At 41.2% G+C, this 21,175-nt stretch carries 19 protein-coding genes; 16 read left to right on the top strand and 3 right to left on the bottom strand.

Features of this window, described 5'->3' with window-relative positions:
• Window positions 1-3: 3 nt before the first annotated feature.
• Both ABIS04_RS04290 and ABIS04_RS04285 read right to left on the bottom strand, forming a co-directional pair.
• Window positions 4-288: a J domain-containing protein gene (locus tag ABIS04_RS04290; protein ID WP_137222529.1), complete on the bottom strand. Its 285-nt coding sequence runs from the start codon at window positions 286-288 to the stop codon at window positions 4-6.
• 300 nt (window positions 289-588) lie between these two features.
• Window positions 589-1,803 (bottom strand): Xaa-Pro peptidase family protein, encoded by a 1,215-nt coding sequence (locus tag ABIS04_RS04285; protein WP_140233484.1) that lies wholly within the window; start codon window positions 1,801-1,803, stop codon window positions 589-591.
• 275 nt (window positions 1,804-2,078) lie between these two features.
• Here ABIS04_RS04285 and ABIS04_RS04280 point away from each other — a divergent pair, with 275 nt between their 5' ends.
• The 3 genes from ABIS04_RS04280 to ABIS04_RS04270 all read left to right on the top strand — a co-directional run bounded on the left by ABIS04_RS04280 (window position 2,079) and on the right by ABIS04_RS04270 (window position 8,084).
• Window positions 2,079-3,866, top strand: a complete 1,788-nt coding sequence (locus ABIS04_RS04280) for an aminopeptidase P family protein (RefSeq protein WP_350432720.1) — start codon at window positions 2,079-2,081, stop codon at window positions 3,864-3,866.
• A gap of 483 nt (window positions 3,867-4,349) precedes the next feature.
• Window positions 4,350-6,230, top strand: coding sequence for an ATP-dependent zinc metalloprotease FtsH (gene ftsH / locus ABIS04_RS04275; protein ID WP_140233482.1), 1,881 nt, complete (start codon window positions 4,350-4,352; stop codon window positions 6,228-6,230).
• A gap of 498 nt (window positions 6,231-6,728) precedes the next feature.
• The gene (locus ABIS04_RS04270) at window positions 6,729-8,084 is read left to right on the top strand and encodes an NCS2 family permease (protein WP_140233481.1); all 1,356 of its coding nucleotides are present in this window, start codon (window positions 6,729-6,731) and stop codon (window positions 8,082-8,084) included.
• 84 nt (window positions 8,085-8,168) lie between these two features.
• On the opposite strand, the gene ABIS04_RS04265 is transcribed toward ABIS04_RS04270, so the two are convergent.
• Window positions 8,169-8,309, bottom strand: coding sequence for a hypothetical protein (locus ABIS04_RS04265; RefSeq protein ID WP_350432719.1), 141 nt, complete (start codon window positions 8,307-8,309; stop codon window positions 8,169-8,171).
• A gap of 438 nt (window positions 8,310-8,747) precedes the next feature.
• Between ABIS04_RS04265 and atpD the strand changes: the two genes are divergently transcribed.
• The 13 genes from atpD (at window position 8,748) to ABIS04_RS04200 (ending at window position 21,167) form a co-directional block, all read left to right on the top strand.
• Window positions 8,748-10,199, top strand: coding sequence for a F0F1 ATP synthase subunit beta (gene atpD, locus ABIS04_RS04260; RefSeq protein WP_350432718.1), 1,452 nt, complete (start codon window positions 8,748-8,750; stop codon window positions 10,197-10,199).
• Window position 10,200: 1 nt separating this feature from the next.
• Window positions 10,201-10,611, top strand: a complete 411-nt coding sequence (locus ABIS04_RS04255; protein ID WP_137222545.1) for a F0F1 ATP synthase subunit epsilon — start codon at window positions 10,201-10,203, stop codon at window positions 10,609-10,611.
• Between the two features lie 2 nt (window positions 10,612-10,613).
• A complete protein-coding gene (locus ABIS04_RS04250; protein ID WP_101088769.1) occupies window positions 10,614-10,979 on the top strand; it encodes an AtpZ/AtpI family protein in 366 nt (121 codons plus the stop codon).
• 43 nt (window positions 10,980-11,022) lie between these two features.
• On the top strand, window positions 11,023-11,367 hold the full coding sequence (locus ABIS04_RS04245; RefSeq protein WP_350432717.1) for an ATP synthase subunit I: 345 nt from the start codon (window positions 11,023-11,025) through the stop codon (window positions 11,365-11,367).
• Window positions 11,364-12,104 carry a F0F1 ATP synthase subunit A gene (locus ABIS04_RS04240; protein ID WP_350432716.1) on the top strand — a complete coding sequence of 247 codons (741 nt, stop codon included), beginning with the start codon at window positions 11,364-11,366 and terminating at the stop codon, window positions 12,102-12,104. The genes ABIS04_RS04245 and ABIS04_RS04240 overlap by 4 nt, the downstream gene beginning before the upstream one ends.
• 31 nt (window positions 12,105-12,135) lie before the next feature.
• A complete protein-coding gene (locus ABIS04_RS04235) occupies window positions 12,136-12,417 on the top strand; it encodes a F0F1 ATP synthase subunit C (RefSeq protein WP_101088766.1) in 282 nt (93 codons plus the stop codon).
• Between the two features lie 3 nt (window positions 12,418-12,420).
• The gene (locus tag ABIS04_RS04230; RefSeq protein WP_350432715.1) at window positions 12,421-13,245 is read left to right on the top strand and encodes a F0F1 ATP synthase subunit delta; all 825 of its coding nucleotides are present in this window, start codon (window positions 12,421-12,423) and stop codon (window positions 13,243-13,245) included.
• Window positions 13,229-14,782 carry an alternate F1F0 ATPase, F1 subunit alpha gene (locus ABIS04_RS04225; RefSeq protein ID WP_350432714.1) on the top strand — a complete coding sequence of 518 codons (1,554 nt, stop codon included), beginning with the start codon at window positions 13,229-13,231 and terminating at the stop codon, window positions 14,780-14,782. The genes ABIS04_RS04230 and ABIS04_RS04225 overlap by 17 nt, the downstream gene beginning before the upstream one ends.
• The gene (locus ABIS04_RS04220) at window positions 14,779-15,654 is read left to right on the top strand and encodes a F0F1 ATP synthase subunit gamma (RefSeq protein WP_350432713.1); all 876 of its coding nucleotides are present in this window, start codon (window positions 14,779-14,781) and stop codon (window positions 15,652-15,654) included. Before ABIS04_RS04225 ends, ABIS04_RS04220 begins: the two co-directional genes overlap by 4 nt.
• A 1,245-nt stretch (window positions 15,655-16,899) precedes the next feature.
• The gene (locus ABIS04_RS04215; protein ID WP_350432712.1) at window positions 16,900-17,322 is read left to right on the top strand and encodes a hypothetical protein; all 423 of its coding nucleotides are present in this window, start codon (window positions 16,900-16,902) and stop codon (window positions 17,320-17,322) included.
• A 418-nt stretch (window positions 17,323-17,740) separates the two neighbouring features.
• Entirely contained in the window at window positions 17,741-18,748 is a 1,008-nt protein-coding gene (locus tag ABIS04_RS04210) for a prolyl oligopeptidase family serine peptidase (protein ID WP_350432711.1), read from the top strand.
• A gap of 415 nt (window positions 18,749-19,163) precedes the next feature.
• Window positions 19,164-19,439 (top strand): hypothetical protein, encoded by a 276-nt coding sequence (locus tag ABIS04_RS04205; RefSeq protein WP_350432710.1) that lies wholly within the window; start codon window positions 19,164-19,166, stop codon window positions 19,437-19,439.
• Between the two features lie 426 nt (window positions 19,440-19,865).
• Window positions 19,866-21,167 (top strand): DEAD/DEAH box helicase, encoded by a 1,302-nt coding sequence (locus ABIS04_RS04200; RefSeq protein ID WP_137222559.1) that lies wholly within the window; start codon window positions 19,866-19,868, stop codon window positions 21,165-21,167.
• The last annotated feature ends 8 nt before the right edge of the window (window positions 21,168-21,175 follow it).

Here is a 21,175-nt window from a genome sequence, read left to right as displayed (position 1 = left end):
TGCTCAAGGGTAAAATTGGTCCCACAACTCGCACATTGCGGCGTTAGGATCGGTCACTATTACATTGTTAAAATCTTTAATAAACGCGTTTCTTAGCTTTTTATCACTCAACACGTCATAGGCTTGTTTCACTCGTTGAAGCTGAACTGCGGCCTGCTGTCTTTCTTCATCAGAAGCTGAGAGTAATTTATCTGGGTGATACTTATTGGATAAGCGTTTATAGGCTTTTTTTATTTCATCTTCTTTTGCACTAGCTTTGACGCCAAGCACGGTGAAGTGGTTAATCATAAAGGTTACCTGTAGGCGATGATGCTATCAAAAGGTAGACAAATATTGTCATTCATAAAAATATGAATAATTGATCGTCAATGATAACAGAGATAGCCTGATGTCAGCAATTAACACTAACATATCAGCACAGATAACTGCTATCGATGGGACCTTAACCGCTAAACGATAAGTCGTCATTCAACATAAAATAAATTGTGGTTGGATTAGCGGTTATAGCTGAAAGAGTAAAGATGAAATACAATTTAACAGCATGGGTTAGCGATAAATCTGCTAACCCATGCTGTTATTCTCAATTTGTTAAGCCAAATAAAATGGATCATCAATCGATTTAGCTGGCGCGGTAAACCATTTTGGCCCTTGGTCAGTCATGTAAAAATGATCTTCATGGCGTATGCCAAACTCACCTGGCACACATAACATTGGCTCATTACTAAAACACATACCCACTTCCAGTGGCGTCATATCATTTCGCACTAAATATGGCCATTCATGAATATCTAAGCCAATGCCATGACCCGTTCGATGAGGTAAACCTGGCACCTTATAATCTGGTCCAAACCCTGCGGCTTCTAATACTGTTCGAGCAGCCGCATCCACGTCACTACACAGAGTCCCTAACGTAGCAGCATCAAAAGCAGCAATTTGTGCATCCTGTTCAAGTTGCCATAATTGACGCTGACGAGCATTTGGCTCACCAAATACGTAAGTACGAGTAATATCAGAGTTATAGCCTTGTAACTGGCAACCAGTATCAATCAATACGGTGTCATTTTTTTCAAGGACTTTAGGTGATTTAACCCCATGCGGATAAGCGGTATCTTCACCAAATAGAACGATGCAAAAATACGAACCTTTGGCTGCACCCACGGCATAGTGAGCTTGGTTAATAAAGTCTTCGACTTCTGCAGTGGTAATGCCTTCACGTAAGATACTGGCGGTTGCTTTATGCACTTCAAGTGTCATGTCTTTAGCGCGTTGCATTAAGGCAATTTCGGTAACCGACTTAATCATCCGACATCCAGCAGTTACTGTAGTCGCACTTACAAATCGATGTTGTGGAGCCGCTTGAGCAATGCCATCGCTAATGAAAAAGGCAGTTGACTCATCAATACCGATTTTTGCTTGGCTCAAGCCAATGTTATCTAGCACATTGGCAAAAATCTGGTACGGGCTTTCATCCTCATGCCATGTATTCACTTGACCTTTAATGGTCATATAACCCTGTAATGTATCGAGTTCAAATGCAGGAGCAATATACTGAACCTCACCTACAGCAGGAATGATCGCACCCACCATACGTTCGCTGGCAAACCAACGGGTACCCGTAAAATAGTACAAATTAGTACCGGCATTAACATAGATTGCTTCTAAACCGTGTTGCGCCATCAATCGTTGTGCATGTTGAATTCGCTGATTAAATTCATCATCACTTATCGCAGCTACGCCGTGAGTCATATTAATAAGTGTGGCTAATGCTTGTTGCGGACTAACGCCGCCGACACCGATTGTCATAGGTTTTCCTTTAGTTATTTTTATTGTTATTAATCTAGCAACGGATTGATTAAATCAAATCGTTTTACCTTGTTCAAATACACAAGATAATCAATGCCGACAAGGATACCGTCTACATCGCTTTGTTACCATTGTATACAATATAAGTTTACAATTTTTATCTGCCTGATAAACATTATCTAAGCGACTTCGCTTGCCAGTTTACCGTCACACTTGCGATAATCGAGGCTCATTCTACAGAGCTGAGTTCATCAGTCGCCTCCAACGGAGAAACCATGTCCAATATTATTGCTACCCGCCTTAACGCCATTCGCCAGCAGCTTGAAGTCAACCAAATAGATGCATTCATTATTCCCCGCGCTGACGAATATTTAGGTGAATATGTGCCTGCTCGTAATGAGCGTTTACATTGGGCTACTGGCTTTACGGGTTCTGCAGGCATGGCAATCGTGCTAAAAGACCGCGCGGCAATATTTACCGACGGCCGTTACACGGTGCAAGTGCGCCAACAAGTAGACGGTAACTTATTTGAGTATTTAAGCTTGCATGACGACCCACAAATTGACTGGTTAATCGATACATTACCTGCAGGATCGAGCGTCGGCATAGACAGTCGCCTACATACCCTAGCTTGGTATCAACAAACTAAAGCGCAATTTGATAAAGCCCAAATCAATTTAGTTGAAGTGGATAACAACCCGATTGATGTCAGTTGGTTAGACCGCCCTGCACCGTCAGCATCCACCATGACTTTATTTAGCCACCAAGGCGCTGGACGTAATAGTGTCGAGAAACGTCAACAAATTGGTCAATTGATTAATAAGCAAGGTGCCGATGTTGCCCTTATTGCCGCATTAGATTCATGTTGTTGGTTACTGAATATCCGTGGTAACGACGTTCCACGCTTCCCCGTCATACTTGGCTGCGGATTATTATCTACCAATGGCGACATGACCTTTTTTACAGATTTAGCTAAAGTGCCGCAAAATATTGAACAACACGTAGGTGCAGGGGTAAGTTTTAAAGATGAAGCTGAACTGGCTACCGTACTTGCACAAATGGATGGTGTGAAGTTATTAGCCGACCCTCATTCTGCCAACGCCTATTCGCAATTACTGGCACAAAAAGGCGGCGCTAAACTGATTGTTGGCACTGACCCTGTTGCATTACCTAAAGCACAAAAGAATGATGCCGAATTAGCTGGTATGCGAGCGTGTCATATTCGTGATGGCGCTGCCGTTAGCCGTTTTTTAGCCTGGTTAGACAGCCAAGTCGAACAGAACATTATGCACGATGAAGCGCAACTGGCTGACAAATTAGAAAGCTTTAGATTACAAGACCCCCTGTATCGCGAACCAAGCTTTGACACTATTTCAGCCACTGGTGCCAATGCTGCCATGTGCCATTACAACCACAATAATGGCACTCCAAGCACCATGACCATGGACAGCATTTACTTGGTCGATTCAGGCGCCCAATACCTAGACGGCACAACAGATGTCACCCGCACCGTCGCCATTGGTAAGGTAACCGACGAGCAGAAGAAAATGGTTACCTTGGTGTTAAAAGGCCATATCGCGTTAGATACCGCACGCTTTCCCAAAGGGACTACGGGCCAACAACTTGATGGCTTTGCCCGTCAGTATTTATGGCAACACGGTTTTGATTACGATCACGGAACAGGTCACGGTGTCGGTCACTTTTTAAGTGTTCATGAAGGCCCACAACGCATAGGTAAAAACCTTAATGGCGTGGCACTGCTGTCAGGCATGGTTTTATCGAATGAACCTGGCTACTACCGTGCCGATGCCTTTGGAATTCGCATCGAAAACCTAGTAACCGTTCAACCTTGCCAAGCGCTACAAGGTGCAGAGCGTGAAATGTACGAGTTTGATGTATTAACCCATATACCAATGGATGCACGCTTAATCGATACCTCATTGTTAACTGATTTTGAAGTGAATTGGTTTAATCAATATCAGCAAAAAGTACGTCAAACCTTAGCACCATTAATGCAAGGTGACGAGTTAGCCTGGTTAAACAAAGTAACTGTTGCGATTTAAGCATTAACGCTTCAAGTAATTGTTAATATGAAAGGCTTAGGGTGATTGAATCATCCTAAGCCTTTTTAGTTAAACGCTAAAAATATCGCTTAATAACAATGCATTAAACAATGATGACTGTTGTAGGCCGTACGGTGTAGGGAGGTGCTTAACCTCCATATTTAGAGCAAATTAGCGACAAGGTGTATCGAACTGCCAACTGCGGATCTATAAATAAACGTTAATGTATAAACCCGGCTACTTCATTTCGACATGATTGATATCAAGTTTTTCTGCTGTGTTGGGTTTATGATATTAGCAATACCAAAGCTTCTTGAAAGCAATTGACTAATAAGTCCTATCCCTTTTCCCGTAAGAATAGTTATAAAAGACTATAGTCATTTAAGTAGGAAGGATTTAAATTAAATAGCAGTATTAAGAAGCCGCATAATTAGTATTTTAATTTTGACTACCGTGATCTAATCAACTCAAAACAGAGGCGATATGACAGACAACAAAATCCCAACTAACAATAACGACACGACTAAAAAATCGGAATCAACGCCGCAGCAAACGCCGCATCCTTTTGATGCTCACACGTTAATGTGGATATTGATGTTCTTTGCCGCTTATACCATTTTTTCAGGTTTATTTGCCCAAAAAACCCCAGAGATTTCATATTCGGATTTTAAAAAGGCAGTCATTTCTAATCAGGTATCATCCATCTCTTTCAAAGGCGACCAAATTTACGGTATCTATATCGAAAAAGATGCAGACAAAACCAAAACCTTCCATACCGTTATCCCCCCCACTACAGACACCAATTTAATGCCTGTTCTCGAAACAAATAAAGTCAATATTTCAGCTAAGTCTTCTGCTGATCCCCAATGGCTTTCCATTTTGATTGGCATTGTTCCCTGGTTGTTAATTATTGCTTTTTTCATCTACTCAAGCCGAATGCTGCAACAAAAAATGGGCGGGAAAGATGGTTTTATGGGCTTTTCAAAGTCTAAGGCGAGATTGTTTGAAACCAAAGACAATGAAATTAATTACGACGATGTCGCCGGCGTAGAAGGCGCCAAACAAGACCTTCAAGAAATCATCGATTACTTAAAAAAACCTGAAGAATTTAATAAGCTTGGCGCAAAAATGCCTCGGGGTATTTTATTAATGGGGCCACCAGGAACCGGTAAAACCATGCTAGCAAAAGCCACAGCTCATGAAGCTGGAGTGCCTTTTTTTAGTATAAGTGGATCAGAATTTATCGAGATGTTTATTGGTGTTGGTGCTTCTCGTGTTCGCGACCTGTTTAAAGAAGCAAGAGATAAAGCTCCGGCCCTGATTTTTATCGACGAAATTGACTCCGTTGGCCGCGTTCGAGGCACAGGTCTCGGTGGTGGTAATGACGAAAGAGAGCAAACACTTAATCAAATTCTCGCCGAGATGGACGGATTCTCAGTAGGTGAAGCGGTTGTGGTATTAGCTGCAACAAATCGCCCCGATGTGCTAGACCCAGCGCTATTAAGACCGGGGAGATTTGATAGAAAAGTAACGTTTGAATTACCTCAACAAGAAGCGAGAATAAAAATATTAAAAGTACATACTCGTAAAGTGCCGATTGAGTTAAATTTTGATTACAAAGAATTAGCCAGCATGACCGTTGGGTTTTCAGGCGCTGATCTTGCCAATTTAGTCAATGAAGCTGCATTATCCGCAGCAAGAAAAAAAGCCGACACAGTAACAAGAGATGACTTTAATCAGGCCCATGACAAAATAATTATGGGAAGCGAGCGAAAAGATTTATTAAATCCATCGGAAAGAAAAAGAACGGCTGTTCACGAAAGCGGCCACGCCATCGCAGCATTATTCTTACCCAATAGCGATCCGCTTCGCCAAGTATCGATCATTCCACGCGGCCGAGCGTTAGGTGCAACAGAACAGCTCCCCGTTGAAGACCGACACAATTACACTCAATCTTATTTAGAAACACGGTTATCCGTTATGCTCGGCGGACGCGTAGCCGAAAAAATTGTCTTGGATGATACCAGTTCAGGTGCATCTAATGATTTAGAACAAGCAACCCACCTTGCAAAAATGATGGTCACCCAATGGGGGATGAGCGACGCCATTGGCCCCATTCATTTTAAAGTCGGCTCCGAACATCCTTTTCTTGGCTATGAAATACAACAAGAAAAAGATTTTAGTGAAAAAACAGCGACAACAATTGACCAAGAGATTTACCGAATAATAAAAGAAGCAGAACAAACAACCTTTGCCATTTTATTACAACACCGTGACGATCTAAATCGACTAGTTGAAGAACTACTCAACAAAGAAACCCTAGATATTCACATGATTGAAGCAATGCTAAAGCCTAAAGATTAACAAAAATAATATTTTTGCTAATCAGGTTTTTTTGTTCTATTTAAGCCATTGATCCAATAGCAATAATGGTCAGTATAAAGTGGCACTTCAGCGAATGATGTGCCACTAATTGGTCTGCTGTTTTTATGAGGATAATTGTTCAAGGGGTATTGTCACTACAGTGAACCACTTTCATTGTGCGGTTTAAAGAACAATATATTTATTTCGGGTGTGTTTTTTATTGATATAGCAAAAAATTGTTAACTGCTTCCTATTTCCTCATTGTCGATTACTGTAAACTCCGCGCCAACAAAGGCTATGTTGGTAAGCGTAAATTTTACCAGACATGTGTATAACAAATTTGTTTACCACAATATTCGCAGGTCACTAACGCTATATGCGCCAAGTGGATCTCTCACCTAAGTATTTCTCGTTTAGGGCTTTACCTGCCATAGCCGTGTCGCCAATGAATAACCATTGGTTAACTCATAATTTAAGAGATCATAAGGTATCATCACTATGAAGTCTGAACAGACTCTCTCTGACACTGCTGTTTCTGATTCATTTTTGGATCGCTATTTCAATATTTCTGCCCGGGGAAGCACCTTAAAACGTGAAGTCATTGCTGGCTTAACGACGTTTTTGGCCATGGTTTATTCGGTAATTGTAGTGCCAAATATGCTGGGCACTGCAGGGTTTGACCCTGCTGCGGTGTTTATCGCTACCTGTTTAATTGCCGCGTTTGGTTCGCTGCTAATGGGACTATGGGCTAATTTGCCAATGGCCATTGGTTGTGCAATTTCACTCACCGCGTTTACTGCATTTAGTATGGTGCTAGGCCAGGGAATATCGATTCCTGTCACCCTTGGCGCTATTTTCCTTATGGGTATCGTATTTACACTTGTGAGTGTCACCGGTATTCGTCAATGGGTACTCACTAACCTGCCAACCGGTATTGCTCACGGTACGGGGATTGGTATTGGTTTGTTTTTACTCCTTATTGCAACCAATAGCGTGAAATTGATTGTATCAAATGATGCGGGTTTACCTGTAAAGCTTGGTGATATTAATAGCTTACCGGTTATCGCTACCATTGTTGGTCTTGCTATGACGATAGGGCTTGAGCGCCGAGGTATGCCTGGTGGCATATTGCTGGTCATCGTCGGGTTATCAATCTTTGGGTTAATATTTGATCCTAGCGTGACATATCAAGGTTTATTTGCTTTGCCGGACTTAATGTCTGAAACATCGCTAATTGGTCAGCTCGATATTATGGGTGCATTGAATCCAGTGGTGCTGCCTATTGTGTTGGCATTAGTGATGACCGCTATCTTCGATGCAACTGGCACAATTAGAGCGGTTGCAGGGCAAGCGGAACTTCTCGATGATAAAGACAATATTGTTGGTGGTGGTAAGGCACTGACATCAGATTCTGTTAGCAGTATTTTTGCAGGCGTGGTCGGGGGGGCTCCAGCAGCGGTTTATATTGAATCCGCAGCAGGCACCGCTGCAGGTGGTAAAACGGGTCTGACCGCGACCATCGTTGGCGTGCTATTTTTGATGATGATGTTCTTAGCGCCGCTAAGCTTTTTAGTACCTGCTTATGCTACTGCTCCAGCGCTGATGTATGTTGGTTTACTAATGCTAAGCAATGTCACCAAGCTTGATTTTGACGATAAAGTAGATGCAATGGCAGGCCTAACCTGCGCAGTATTTATCATTTTAAGCTGTAATATCGTTACCGGGATTATGCTTGGTTTTGTTACCTTGGTTATTGGCCGCATATGCAGCGGCGAGTGGCGTAAACTGCGACTTGGGGTTATGTTAATTACACTCGGTTTAGTCGCTTTCTATATGGGTGGTTGGGCGATTTAACCCGATTATAGACTCAATATTAAGGCCAGCCATCGAGGCTGGCCTTTTTTGTTTTCGACATAAATATCGGTTAACGACAGAACGCTAGTTTAGCAGACCCACTGCTTGACGATGACAATCAAGATCGCGACTGCCAACATCGCGAACTTGCCGAATATTCAATAAACCAATGCCATCTCGCCAATAACCACCAGCATTCGAATTGATTAATCTTGCATTAGACAAGGGTAAAACAGAGGTTGCTGCAGCTCTATTACTCTGAATTGATCTGCGTCAACGCAAAGCACGCCAAAAGGTTTTTAATGAGGTAATGAGCTAAATATTGGTAAGTGTTTGGAAGCATTAATTGCTAGGCGTTAAGTTGGATAAATATATGTTTGAGGTTAATGCACGGACCTATTACGGTTTTTTTATTCCTTTAAAATAATGTCTAATGTGATGACTTATTGCTATAGAACAAAGCAAACAAATGGTAAAACGACGCAGCGAGTACTATAACTAAATAAACCTATAACGTTCGAATAGAACAAGTCATTGACTAGCGGTAACAAATGGAGACTTCAACTTAATCAAAGCCTTGCGATAATAGTAAGTTAGTAAGCCTCTTACTCGTTATTAACCTCTATGCACTTCAATCTGGTTATCGGAGATAATCGACAGAATATGATGGATAGAAAAAATGCCTCACCCAATTCAGGTACAGTTATAGCGATACGCGGTAGTGTTGTCGATATTCTATTTGCTCAGCAACTCCCGCCTATTCGAACTTTATTAACTACCGGAGAAAAGGGACAAGTTTTTCTCGAAGTTTTTTCGCAACTAGATGAACATCGAGTGCGCTGCATTGCGCTGACACCAACCCAAGGGCTGGCTAGAGGCATGGTGGTAGATGACAGCGGCGGACCACTATTGGCACCTGTGGGTAAGACAATTATATCGCGGATGTTTGATGTTTTTGGCAACGCCATTGATCATAAACCACCACCAATAGATACCCAGTGGCGTTCTGTACATAACGAACCGCCAGCAATCGACCAGCTTGCAACTAAATCCGAAGTATTCGAATCCGGTATCAAAGTAATTGATGTATTAATGCCTCTTGAACGTGGTGGTAAGGCTGGACTTTTTGGCGGTGCCGGAGTGGGCAAAACGGTGTTACTGACCGAAATGATCCACAATATGGTAGGCCAGCATGCTGGGGTGAGTATTTTTTGCGGTATTGGTGAGCGTTGTCGAGAAGGTGAAGAACTCTACCGAGAGATGAAAGCAGCAGGCGTATTGGATAATATGGTAATGGTATTCGGACAAATGAATGAGCCACCTGGAGCACGCTTTCGTGTGGGTCATGCCGCATTAACCATGGCCGAATATTTTCGTGACGATGAACATCGTGATGTGTTGTTACTGATTGATAATATTTTTCGTTTTATTCAGGCGGGTATGGAAGTGTCTGGTTTAATGGGCCAAATGCCAGCACGCTTGGGGTACCAGCCAACCTTAGGTACTGAATTGTCACAACTCGAAGATCGTATTGCCAATACTGATACGGGTGCGATTACTTCCATTCAAGCGGTATACGTGCCGGCAGACGACTTTACCGATCCCGCTGCGGTGCATACTTTTTCACATCTATCGGCATCAATTGTGCTATCGCGGAAACGGGCCAGTGAAGGACTTTACCCAGCCATTGATCCGTTGCAATCTAATTCTAAAATGGCCACTCCGAGTATTATCGGTCAACGCCACTACGACTTGGCGCAGAAAATACGCAGCACGTTGGCACAATATGAAGAACTTAAAGACATTATCGCCATGTTAGGTATGGAACAGCTATCGGCAGCAGATCATAAAATTGTGGCACGTGCTCGTCGCCTTGAACGTTTTTTTACTCAACCTTTTTTTACCACAGAACAGTTCACCAGTATGCCAGGGAAATTGGTAAGTCTTAGTGAAGCATTAGATGGCTGCGAACGAATTCTACTCGATGAATTTAAAGACTATCCAGAAAGTGCTCTGTATATGATTGGCTCAATTGATGAAGCCATAAACCCTAAGATTGAGAAAATAATCGCACAGCCAACTGTAGATAAGCAAACGGACAAACAAGGTACGTAACATGTTATCAGCACACATGAACCTTAAAATTCTATTGCCATATAAAGTGTTTACCGAGCAGCAAAATATTGTACGTATTGTCGCAGTAACCCATCAAGGTTCGTTTGGTATTTTGCCCCATAGACTAGACTGTGTAGCGTCATTAACCGCAGGGTTACTGGTTTATGAATGCGAGGGGGCTGATGAAGTCTACGTTGCCATTGATGAAGGTGTATTGGTTAAAACGGGCTTTGATGTATTGATATCAGTGCGTAACGCCATAGGCGGTTTGGGGCTAGGTGAATTACATCAAGCCGTTGAGCAAGAGTTTATGCACCTAGATGAGCAGGAACAACAATTGCGTTCAGTACTGATAAAAATGGAAAGTGATTTTATCCACCGCTTGACTGATTTTCATCATGAGCGAGTGTAATTATGAATAATAAATCGCAAAAAAAAACGTCGCTAAAACCAAATGCCGACACAACAAAGCCCGAAAAATATAAGTCCAACAACGAAAAGTTTAGCCGACAAGTTGACAATATGGCAACGCGAAAATTAAAGGCTCAACGCCATGTAAACAAAATAGTTTGGATGGGGTTTGGCATGATGGGACTCATTGGTTGGTCAGTGGTGGTACCGACCATACTCGGTACAGTATTGGGTATTTGGCTTGATAAACACTATCCCGGTGAACATTCAAGAACCTTGATGTTATTGGTTCTCGGTTTATGCCTAGGTTGTGCCAATGCCTGGTATTGGATTGACAAAGAAGATAAAGAAATCCACCGAGGCGATTAACTTAATAAACCCTGTAGGCAACTTATTTGATGGAAACCGACTTATGGAAAACTTATTGGTAGGCAACATATTTGTAGAGCTAGCATTGGTTTTGCTAGCAGGCGCATTGCTGGGAATACTTTTTTTCGCAGGGCTTTGGTGGACGGTTAATCAGCTGCAATCAAGCCAACATGTTGCACTGCTATTTATCATCAGTTTGTTAGTACGCTCAACTATAGTAATTGCTGGATTCTATTTTATTATCGGCAAAGATTGGCATAATTTACTGGCGGGTTTATTTGGGTTTATGTTAGTACGTTTAATTACAACGAGATACATTCAACTCAAACAACATACACACTCGTTAAACAACGATCTCATACTCGATACTGAGGAAGACGTTTTATGAACCTTAGTCCTGACCAAATTATTTTCTGGCAAATGGGCTTTGTTAAGCTCAACGCGACGATAGTATTTACTTGGTTAGTCATGCTGTTATTGGTGATAAGTTCCATTGTTATTACCAGAAAATTATCCAAAAATATGCGCCGCACCCGCTGGCAAAACTTGCTAGAAATGCTTGTCATCATGATTAGCAGACAAATTGAAGAAGTTGGTCTGAGTAATCCCCATAAGTATCTAGGCTTTCTTGGCTCGTTATTTTTATTTATCGCCGCCTCCGCCATTTGTACGGTCTTTCCCGGCTTCGAACCGCCGACAGGCTCACTTTCCTGTACCGTCGCTTTGGCATTATCTGTATTTGTAGCAGTGCCATTATTTGGCATTGAGGAGCAAGGCTTGCGCGGCTACCTAGTCTCCTATACCAAGCCAACCGTTATTATGTTGCCATTTAACATTATTAGTGAACTGTCGCGTACGCTGGCCTTAGCGGTGCGATTGTTTGGCAATATGATGAGTGGTGCAATGATCATCGGTATTTTACTGAGTATTACCCCATTTATATTTCCGATAGTAATGACACTACTCGGTTTACTCACGGGCATTATACAAGCCTATATTTTTTTTATTTTGGCAACCGTATACATCACTGCAGCAACACGCATTCAAAAAACGGAGGATGAGCTTGCACAAGACAGCTCTGACACCATTGAAGATCAAGACACTAAACCAGGCTCTCAGCAATGATCCAACACCTTAAATTGATTTAGGAGCAAGTATGGACAGCATAACAATTATTGCAATGGTATCGATTATCACCGCGGGATTAACCATCACTATCGGCGTTATTGGACCGTCATTAGCCGAAGGCAAGGCAGTTGCAACGGCATTATCTGCATTAGCCCAACAACCTGATGCATCTGCCACTATCACTCGTACCCTGCTTGTCGGCTTGGCGATGATAGAATCCACTGCAATTTATTGCTTTGTTGTATCGATGATTTTGTTGTTTGCCAATCCATTTTGGAATTACTTTATCGACCTAGCTGCAGGTATATAAGTTATGCTAATTGACTGGTTTACCGTATTTGCTCAAGTGGTTAACTTTTTGGTACTCATATGGTTACTGAAACGATTTTTATACCGACCTATTATTAATAATATCGATGCCCGAGAGAAAAGGATCGCCACAGAAATTGCCGACGCGGATGCCAAAAGTGCCAAAGCAGAGCAGCAGCGCAATGAATTTGAGCAGAAAAATGCTGAGTTTGAACAGCAAAAAACAACCCGCATGAATAAATTAATAGAAGATACAAAAGCCGATCGGGCTCAGTTACTCGAAACGGTTAGACAAGAAGCTGAAGATCTCCGTAAAAAATTACAATTAGCCCTTAAAAATGAGCAACTCAATTTACAAGTGGCGCTTAGCCAAAGTGCGCGCGAAGAAATATTTTCCATCACACGTAAGGTTCTCGACGATCTTGCTGAAACCTCTTTGGAAGCGTCCATGACAGAGATTTTTATTCGCCGTTTACATGAATTAACGGATAAAGAGACGACTGATTTTACCGCAGCATTTAACTTATCAGCTAAACCTATTCTTGTTCAAACAGCCTTTACACTTCCAAAGCCGCAATGCTCTGTTATTAAAACAGAAATAGAAAAAATATTGGGCCACGAGATAACACTTCAATTCGCCATTGAGCCCAAGGTCATCAGCGGGATAGAGATCAGTATCAATGGTCAAAAAATATCTTGGAGCATTAACGAATATCTCAGAACACTGGCAAAACGTGTTGATGAATTACTATTAACCACCAGCAGTATCGAGAATTCAGACTTAAGTCCCTCAAGCGCACAGGATAATAATCATGAAACCAGCGCCTGATTTCTTACAAGCAATATTTGAGCAAACATTTTCCACTCTGCAACAAGCGCGGCAATCTTTTTCACCCCTATTGCAACCGCGAGAAGTCGGCATAATCACCAGTATAGCCACTGGTATTGCAATAGTGTCTGGCTTGCCAAAAGTCGGTTTTGAAGAAGTGCTTAAGTTCCCTGGTGATATTTTTGGCATTGCATTCAATGTGAATGAAAATGAAATTGGGGTTGTACTATTGGGAGAGTATTGGCATTTACAAGCCGGTGATGAAGTAGAACGTTGTGGGCATATAGTGGATGTTCCCGTAGGAGACGGCCTAATAGGCCGTATTATCAATCCTATCGGAGAACCCTTAGATGGCAAAGGCCGATTGCTATCAAGCACCCGCTTCCCCGTTGAACGTCCATCGCCTGCAATTATGAATCGTGCGGCGGTGAGTGTTCCTTTGCAAACAGGTATCAAAGTAATTGACGCCCTGATTCCGGTGGGTCGTGGCCAACGAGAGTTGATTCTCGGCGATAGACAAACTGGTAAAACGGCTATTGCCCTTGATACCATACTTAATCAACGCGGCAAAAATGTACTTTGCGTATATTGTGCTATTGGCCAACGTACATCTGGTGTTGCCAAAGTCATTGCCACATTAGAAAAACAAGGCGCTATGGAATATACCGTTGTAGTGGTTACCGAAGGTAATGATCCTCCAGGCCTTGCCTATATTGCCCCTTATGCAGCAACCAGTATTGCCGAATATTTTATGCAGCAAGGACGCGACGTATTAATTGTTTATGATGACTTAACACACCACGCACGCACTTACCGCGAGCTGTCACTGCTGTTGCGTCGCCCTCCAGGACGTGAAGCTTTTCCCGGCGATATATTTTATATTCACTCGCGTTTATTGGAGCGGGCTACTCACTTAAGTCAAGAACAAGGTGGTGGTTCATTAACGGCGCTGCCCATTATTGAAACTGAAGCGCAGGATATCTCGGCCTATATTCCTACTAATCTCATTTCTATCACCGATGGGCAGATCTACCTTTCACCCTCGTTATTTGAACTGGGCGTGCTGCCTGCTATCAACGTAGGGAAATCTGTTTCTCGTGTTGGCGGTAAGGCACAACGAGCTGCTTATCGGTCCGTTGCATCAAACCTAAAATTGGCTTATGCGCAGTTTGAAGAGCTGGAAACATTTTCGAGTTTTGGCGCTCGATTAGATGACAACACATTAAAAACAATCGGCCACGGTCGACGTATTCGCGCTTGCCTAAAGCAAGCTGAATCCACGCCAATATCTATGGTTGAACAAATTGCGGTCTTGCTGGCATTAACGGCCAATCTATTTGATGACATACCGTTGACACTAATGAGTGAAGCCGAGTTGGCAGTCCGCAATGCTGCTGCCGATTTTCCAGCTGAAATAATCACTCGTTTAGAGACATCTGAAGAATTAACAGCAGAAGATAGAGACACCATTATCCAGTCTGTCCATAATGCATTAGCACAATTTATGTCCAGCCAGAAAGCAGAGGAAATCGTATGAGTGAAGGCCTCGCAAGTCTCCGTCATCAGATTAATAGTGCTGATGATCTTGAGTCTGTCGTGCGCAGCATGAAGGCAATGGCGTCATCTAATATCTGCCAATACGAAAATGCAGTTCACTCATTAGATGATTATTATCGTACAGTGCAACTTGGCTTAGCCGCCTGTTTTCAGCAATATCAATCCCCTATTAAAACAAAAAGGCCACCGTCCAATAAAGCAGCCATTGGCGTCATAGTATTTGGAACCGATCAGGGTTTAGTCGGTCAATTTAACGAAGTAATGGTCGAATTTGTCTGTGAGTCATTGCAGAAAATGCCGGGGAATAAATTGGTCTGGACAGTGGGAGATCGTCTTCAGTCAAGACTTTTAGAAACCAAACTCGTGCTAAAGCAAGGTTTTATATTGCCAAATTCAGTTGATGTCATTTCAACGCTAGTCGGTACAATTTTGATTGAAATGGAAGCGCAACGAGAGAAAGGGACAATCGATCGGGTGTATATTTTTCATCATCGCCCAAATGTCGATTCAATTTATACTCCTGTGAGCCAACAACTTTTACCCCTAGATGCTCACTGGAGTCAAAACTTTGCAAGTATTCAATGGCCAACTAATAACTTACCCGAAGTTATGCCCGAGCGGTCTGAAACACTAAGCGCTATGATGCGTGAATATCTATTTGTCAGTCTGTTTAGGGCTTGTGCTGAATCACTTAACAGTGAAAATGCCAGTCGCTTGTCTGCAATGCAGCGGGCAGAAAAAAATATCGATGAACTGCATGCAAGTCTTAAGCAAAAATTTCACAGCTTACGTCAAAGTGGTATCGATGCGGAATTGTTCGATGTCATATCTGGATTTGGAGCAATGGAATAGAGATAGGATGAATGAGAGAACAGCTCTATTTTCAGCCCTACGGCTACTAACGTCGTGGCGCTTCGCTCACGCCAGACCAAGAAGAAACCAACGGTTGTTCCCTCTTAACTCTTTTTAAAAAGAATTGGCCCAGCCATCCCTACAATATTTTTCCTATTTACTTAAACAACAGTTACGAAAAGTCGCCATGGGGATTGATCCAGCTTTTAACTTCACTTGTATGCTGCTTCGGCCCATTTTGTAATAAAGAGTGAAAATACTAACGCTTCCGATGGTACATCTGATGTGAATGGATTCACGAATGCCGTGATGGCAGGACGCCAAGTAACGACCTGTACCGCAAAAGCTAAGCTCACATCTGATAGGCAGGATGCCTGAATGCCTTGTAGCACATGGTCAATGATGTTCCCGACATCATAATGACATTTCCAATGTCCATATAGGTCAGATGTGCGAGAAAGGCCTGTCAGGACTCACACTATTTTCTTCAACAGCCTCAAATCCTGAGCTATCTGGCAATTTATAAACTAGTTAAACAACCCATTTCTGCCCTATCACTAGTTAGTAACCATACTAATTCACTTCAATAAATCCAGCTTCAGAGATGTATCCCCCGAACCTTAATAGTGCTGTATATCCCCACTTTGATAATAATGAAAATTCTTAAAGAATTATTATCAAAGTAAAAATTAAATTAATTTTTATCGATAGATTAACGGGTGAAAATATAACTGATATATTTAAATCTCTTAGTTTTTTATGTGGAGTAACAATTGATTCGATAAATTTCATTGATCAATTTCGAGGTGTAATATAAATTTATAGCGACTAAAAATAATATATTAGTCTTTTAATCAGTTGGTTAGACAGATATTTCGAGTGTAAATTAATTATAGGCAGAGATTTGCCCGAGAGGCTGGATAATAAGCTGTTGAACTAAGCCGCTGCGCAGAGCTAAATGTGGACTCAATCGAGTATAGTATTCTCATTGGATCAGCTAGACTAAAAAATGTGATGGAACACCACAACGATATGGCAATTTCAATGAAATATATACAATTCAAGTCAAGCAATCAGTTCAAAACTGCTTGCAGCCCATACCCAGCATCAAAAAAGAAAATCATTACAGCATAAAGTGTACCAATTAATCTGGACTCGGCATCGGCTAAGTCCAACAAGTGGTTTATGCCATGCAAACAGTGCAACGCATAAATACTAAAACGTTAACTGTGAAAGGAGCTTGTCATGCAGTATAAAAACACTCAGCTTGGAATCGCGATGCTTTCTGTTATGGGAGTTGTAACATTAGTGCTTATCTTTGCTTCGGTAACTCAACCTACCGAACCGATTGGATTTGCGTATTTAATTGTAGGTGTGGTTTCAATTCTTTTTTCAGCATTAACAATCAAAGTTGAAGATGGAAAAGTAAAATGGTTTTTTGGTCCAAAATTTTGGAATAAATCAATAAAGATATCTGAAATTGAGTCGGCACAAGAGATAAGAACAAAATGGTACTATGGGCTTGGAATTCGGTTAATCTCAACTGGATGGTTATATAACGTTTCTGGTTTAATGGCTGTTGAATTAAAACTTAAAGATGGCACAACAGTTTGTCTGGGTACAAACGATCCAGAAAATTTAATAAATGCTATTAAGCAAAGTAGTTAACTTATGCTCGTTCCTTGCAAGTTTTAGCCAACTATTTCCCGCCTTTTACCGTGCTCATTACTAACTTGTTTCTGTCCAAAACAGTTAGGTAGGCACTAATATAATGGCCAGATTTTATTGGTAGCTACAAAAAGAGGTAACAGAATACAAGCGAGAGCAATATAATTTAGTTGACGAGGTCTTAGGAAGAGGCGCCGTAATTAAATGGTATTACGATTACCCAGGAAAATATTTAATTGATAAAACTACAGCACTACAATCCCTCCCCCCTTAAACGCAGTAACAGTAAAGTTTTAAAGCTGGAATCCAAGTTTAATTTTCATGGACAAAATTAACACTAGAATTAGTTGGGTATACAGCGATTGGATAGAGTCTATAATTTTAAAATTAAGAATATAATCATGATATAAGGAAATTTATGAAATATTTAGCATTGATATTTTTATCAATTATAAGCACAACTCTTAGCGCCAACGAAGTTGAGCAAAATGGCAAGATATACAATGAGAGGGATTGTTTCTCAGGACCATTTACCAGTTATGATAATTGGATAAATTTCATGGAGAGAAAATTTTCTAGAGAGATTAAAAATCCCGAGTTATTAAAAAATAAAATGGATGGCTTCAAGAAGCAATTTGATAAGGATGAATTTAATACCTACAGCAACAATCTTTCATGTACTAATTTTACATACAATGTCGACGGGACAGATGTCCTTGGTTTTGTCATAAAACCTAAAGAGTCAACTATCGACCTACCTGTAATAGTTTACAATAGGGGCGGGAATGGTAATTTCGGTGGCGTTGTATTTGGTGCAATGATGAACAATCTTTTTCCTATAGCCAATAAAGGTTTTGTGATTGTAGGTAGCCAGTATCGAGGCACATTTGGTTCACCAGACAAAGGTGAACAAGATCAATTTGGTGGTTCTGATGTTCAAGATGTTGTTGAACTAGTGAATCTGATTGGAGAGTTTGACGGAGCTGATACAAGTAAAATAGGTATGCTTGGAGCTAGTAGAGGTGGCATGCAATCATTTCTTGCACTAAAACAACTTGATAATATAAAAGCAGTTGCAACGATTGCACTAAATGCCGATCTAAATGCCGATCTAGCGATGAGACCTGAAATGGAAAAAGTGTATGAACACCGAATTCCAGATTACAAAGGAAACGAAAACAAAAAACTCGCTGAAAGGTCGGTTATCAATTGGGTAGACAAACTCCCTTCTGATGTTCCAATTTTATTAATTCATGGCAAAAATGATGTCAGAGTATCTGCTTCTCACTCTAAAGCATTTGCAAAAGCACTAAAAGAAACTGAGATTGAGCATAAATTAATAATTTATGATGACAACCACTTTATTTCATCTAACACCGCAAAAGTCCACAACGAGATTACCAAATGGTTTACAGAAAACCTGTAACATCACAGTGATCAATATGGTGTTAATGTAGCACTCTATAATGTCTGTGAAGGAGAAAATAGACGTTATAGATTACTTGGAACTTTTTCACTGGTGAATTCCATCAGAATGACTCCAATCGATATTGCTTATATAATGTAGTAGCTCACAGAATTTGGTCACTTGATTAGAGGTTGACCAATTATATCTCCCTAGTGTTTGTGCTTCGCCATACATATTGTAATGTAAACGATAGGATTCAGAGTGTTAGTTCTAGCTCGTTTTTGTCCAGAATAGAGTTAAATATGACGTTTTATCTAGCTAAGACTCATATAATAGTGAGGTATCGCCAAATGAATAAGAATGATTTTAAACCTTGGCCAGTAATTATTGACCATCACAAGTCGTTGTCTCAACGGGAGAAAATAATAACAATATGGATAAACTTTTAATAACTTGGATTATGCTCCAAATATTTTCATTGTTTATAATTTTTTTTGCAGGGAACAGCAAAACGTATATTGGAAAAAAGGTAAAAGAAATAGGTATAGCACTCTGTATCGTAACCAATTTTGTTCAACTCTCATTTTTTGGCTCAACATTAAGCGCTACAGTTAAAGATATATTTTTTGTATTAGGCTTAGTTATGACACTGGTGATAATGTATAAATTGGTTTCAATATTAAAAGCTATCGCATCGACAGAAAGATAATAGTCCCATTGTATTTACGGTGTACCGGCTCCTTAAATTAATTCACTTATCCAAGCAGTAACCGGTTAATGCCCATAGATGAGTTAGCAACCCCACCATTAAGATGCTTTAAATGCCATTGTTATCGAGCCATATCAACTAAACAATTCTCGGCTAAAAAATCTTATCGTTAGACACAGATAAAGTTCAGGATTTAAACAAAAGTTTGTTATACTCCGCGGCCGCTTATCGATGGCGCTCAATTGGGTGTATCATTCAAGCTTAACGTTTTTCAACTATCCTAAGACGTTAATCAACCCAGTTAAGCATAAGTTCAGCCATTTAATAATGGCTATCGGCCCAAATATTCTAGATTGACGCTGTGCAGCTAACTTAGCTTGCTACAAGTTAATCGCTTTGTTTTGATGTACATACAGGAACCGCACCATGAAATTCGAATCTTTTAGCTTCGCCCCAGAAATATTACGCGCGATCGCTGAGTGCGGTTATCAATCTATGACTCCAATTCAACAACAAGCGATTCCGGCAATCCGTCGTGGTGAAGATGTCCTAGCAAGCGCTCAAACAGGCACCGGTAAAACCGCAGCATTTGCACTGCCTATATTGCAAAGAATGTGTGATAACCCAAAAGAGACGATGCCCTCTAACACGCGTACCTTAATTCTTACTCCAACTCGTGAGCTGGCTGCACAGGTTGCAGACAACATTAGTGCTTACAGTAAGCATCTTAATTTAACGGTATTAACCATTTATGGTGGCGTTAAATTAGATACCCAATCACAAAAACTGAAACGCGGTGCTGACGTGATCGTTGCCACCCCAGGACGTTTACTTGAACACATAGTAGCGTGTAACTTAAGTTTGTCTAATGTTGAGTTCTTAGTACTTGATGAAGCTGACCGTATGCTTGATATGGGTTTTAGTGCCGATATTAAAAAGATCCTTCAAGCAGTAAACAAAGAACGCCAGAATATGTTGTTCTCTGCGACCTTTTCTTCTGAGGTAAAAAAACTAGCGAATGACATGCTTAATAAACCTAAAGTGATTACGGTTGATAAGCAAAACACCACTGCAGACACCGTTAGTCAGGTGGTATACCCTGTTGAACAACGTCGTAAGCGTGAATTATTATCTGAGTTAATCGGCACCAAAAACTGGCAACAAGTATTGGTGTTCACCGCCACTCGTGACGCAGCAGACAAATTAGTTAAAGAATTAAACTTAGATGGTATTCCATCGGGCGTGGTTCATGGCGAGAAAGCGCAAGGTAGCCGTCGTCGTGCGTTACGTGAATTTGTTGAAGGAAAAATCCGCGTGTTAGTGGCTACCGAAGTGGCAGCCCGTGGTCTTGATATTAAAAATCTTGAATACGTTGTTAACTACGATTTACCGTTTTTAGCCGAAGATTACGTGCACCGTATTGGCCGTACAGGTCGTGCAGGTAAAACCGGTGTCGCCATTTCGTTTGTGAGCCGTGAAGAAGAACGCACCTTAGCCGATATTGAAAAACTAATCGGTCAGCCAATTCGTCGTGTTACTGTACCGGGCTATGAAGTAGGTAGCCGTGAGATGTTGTTGAAACAAATTGAAAAGCGTCGTAGCTTTGCCAAAAAACAACAACGTGGCGATAACGCTGGTGACCAGATGATTGCTGAGAAAAACATGGACGGACGTCGTGTTAAAGTGGGTAAAGTTAGCAGCACAGTTAAATACAAAAAAATTAAATAACCCCCGTT

It is taken from the genome of Shewanella sp. H8, assembly GCF_040285065.1.
Taxonomy (GTDB): Bacteria; Pseudomonadota; Gammaproteobacteria; order Enterobacterales; family Shewanellaceae; genus Shewanella; species Shewanella polaris.
The sequence above is the reverse complement of the archived record's forward strand: the minus strand, read 5'-3'. Positions and strand labels throughout refer to the sequence as shown.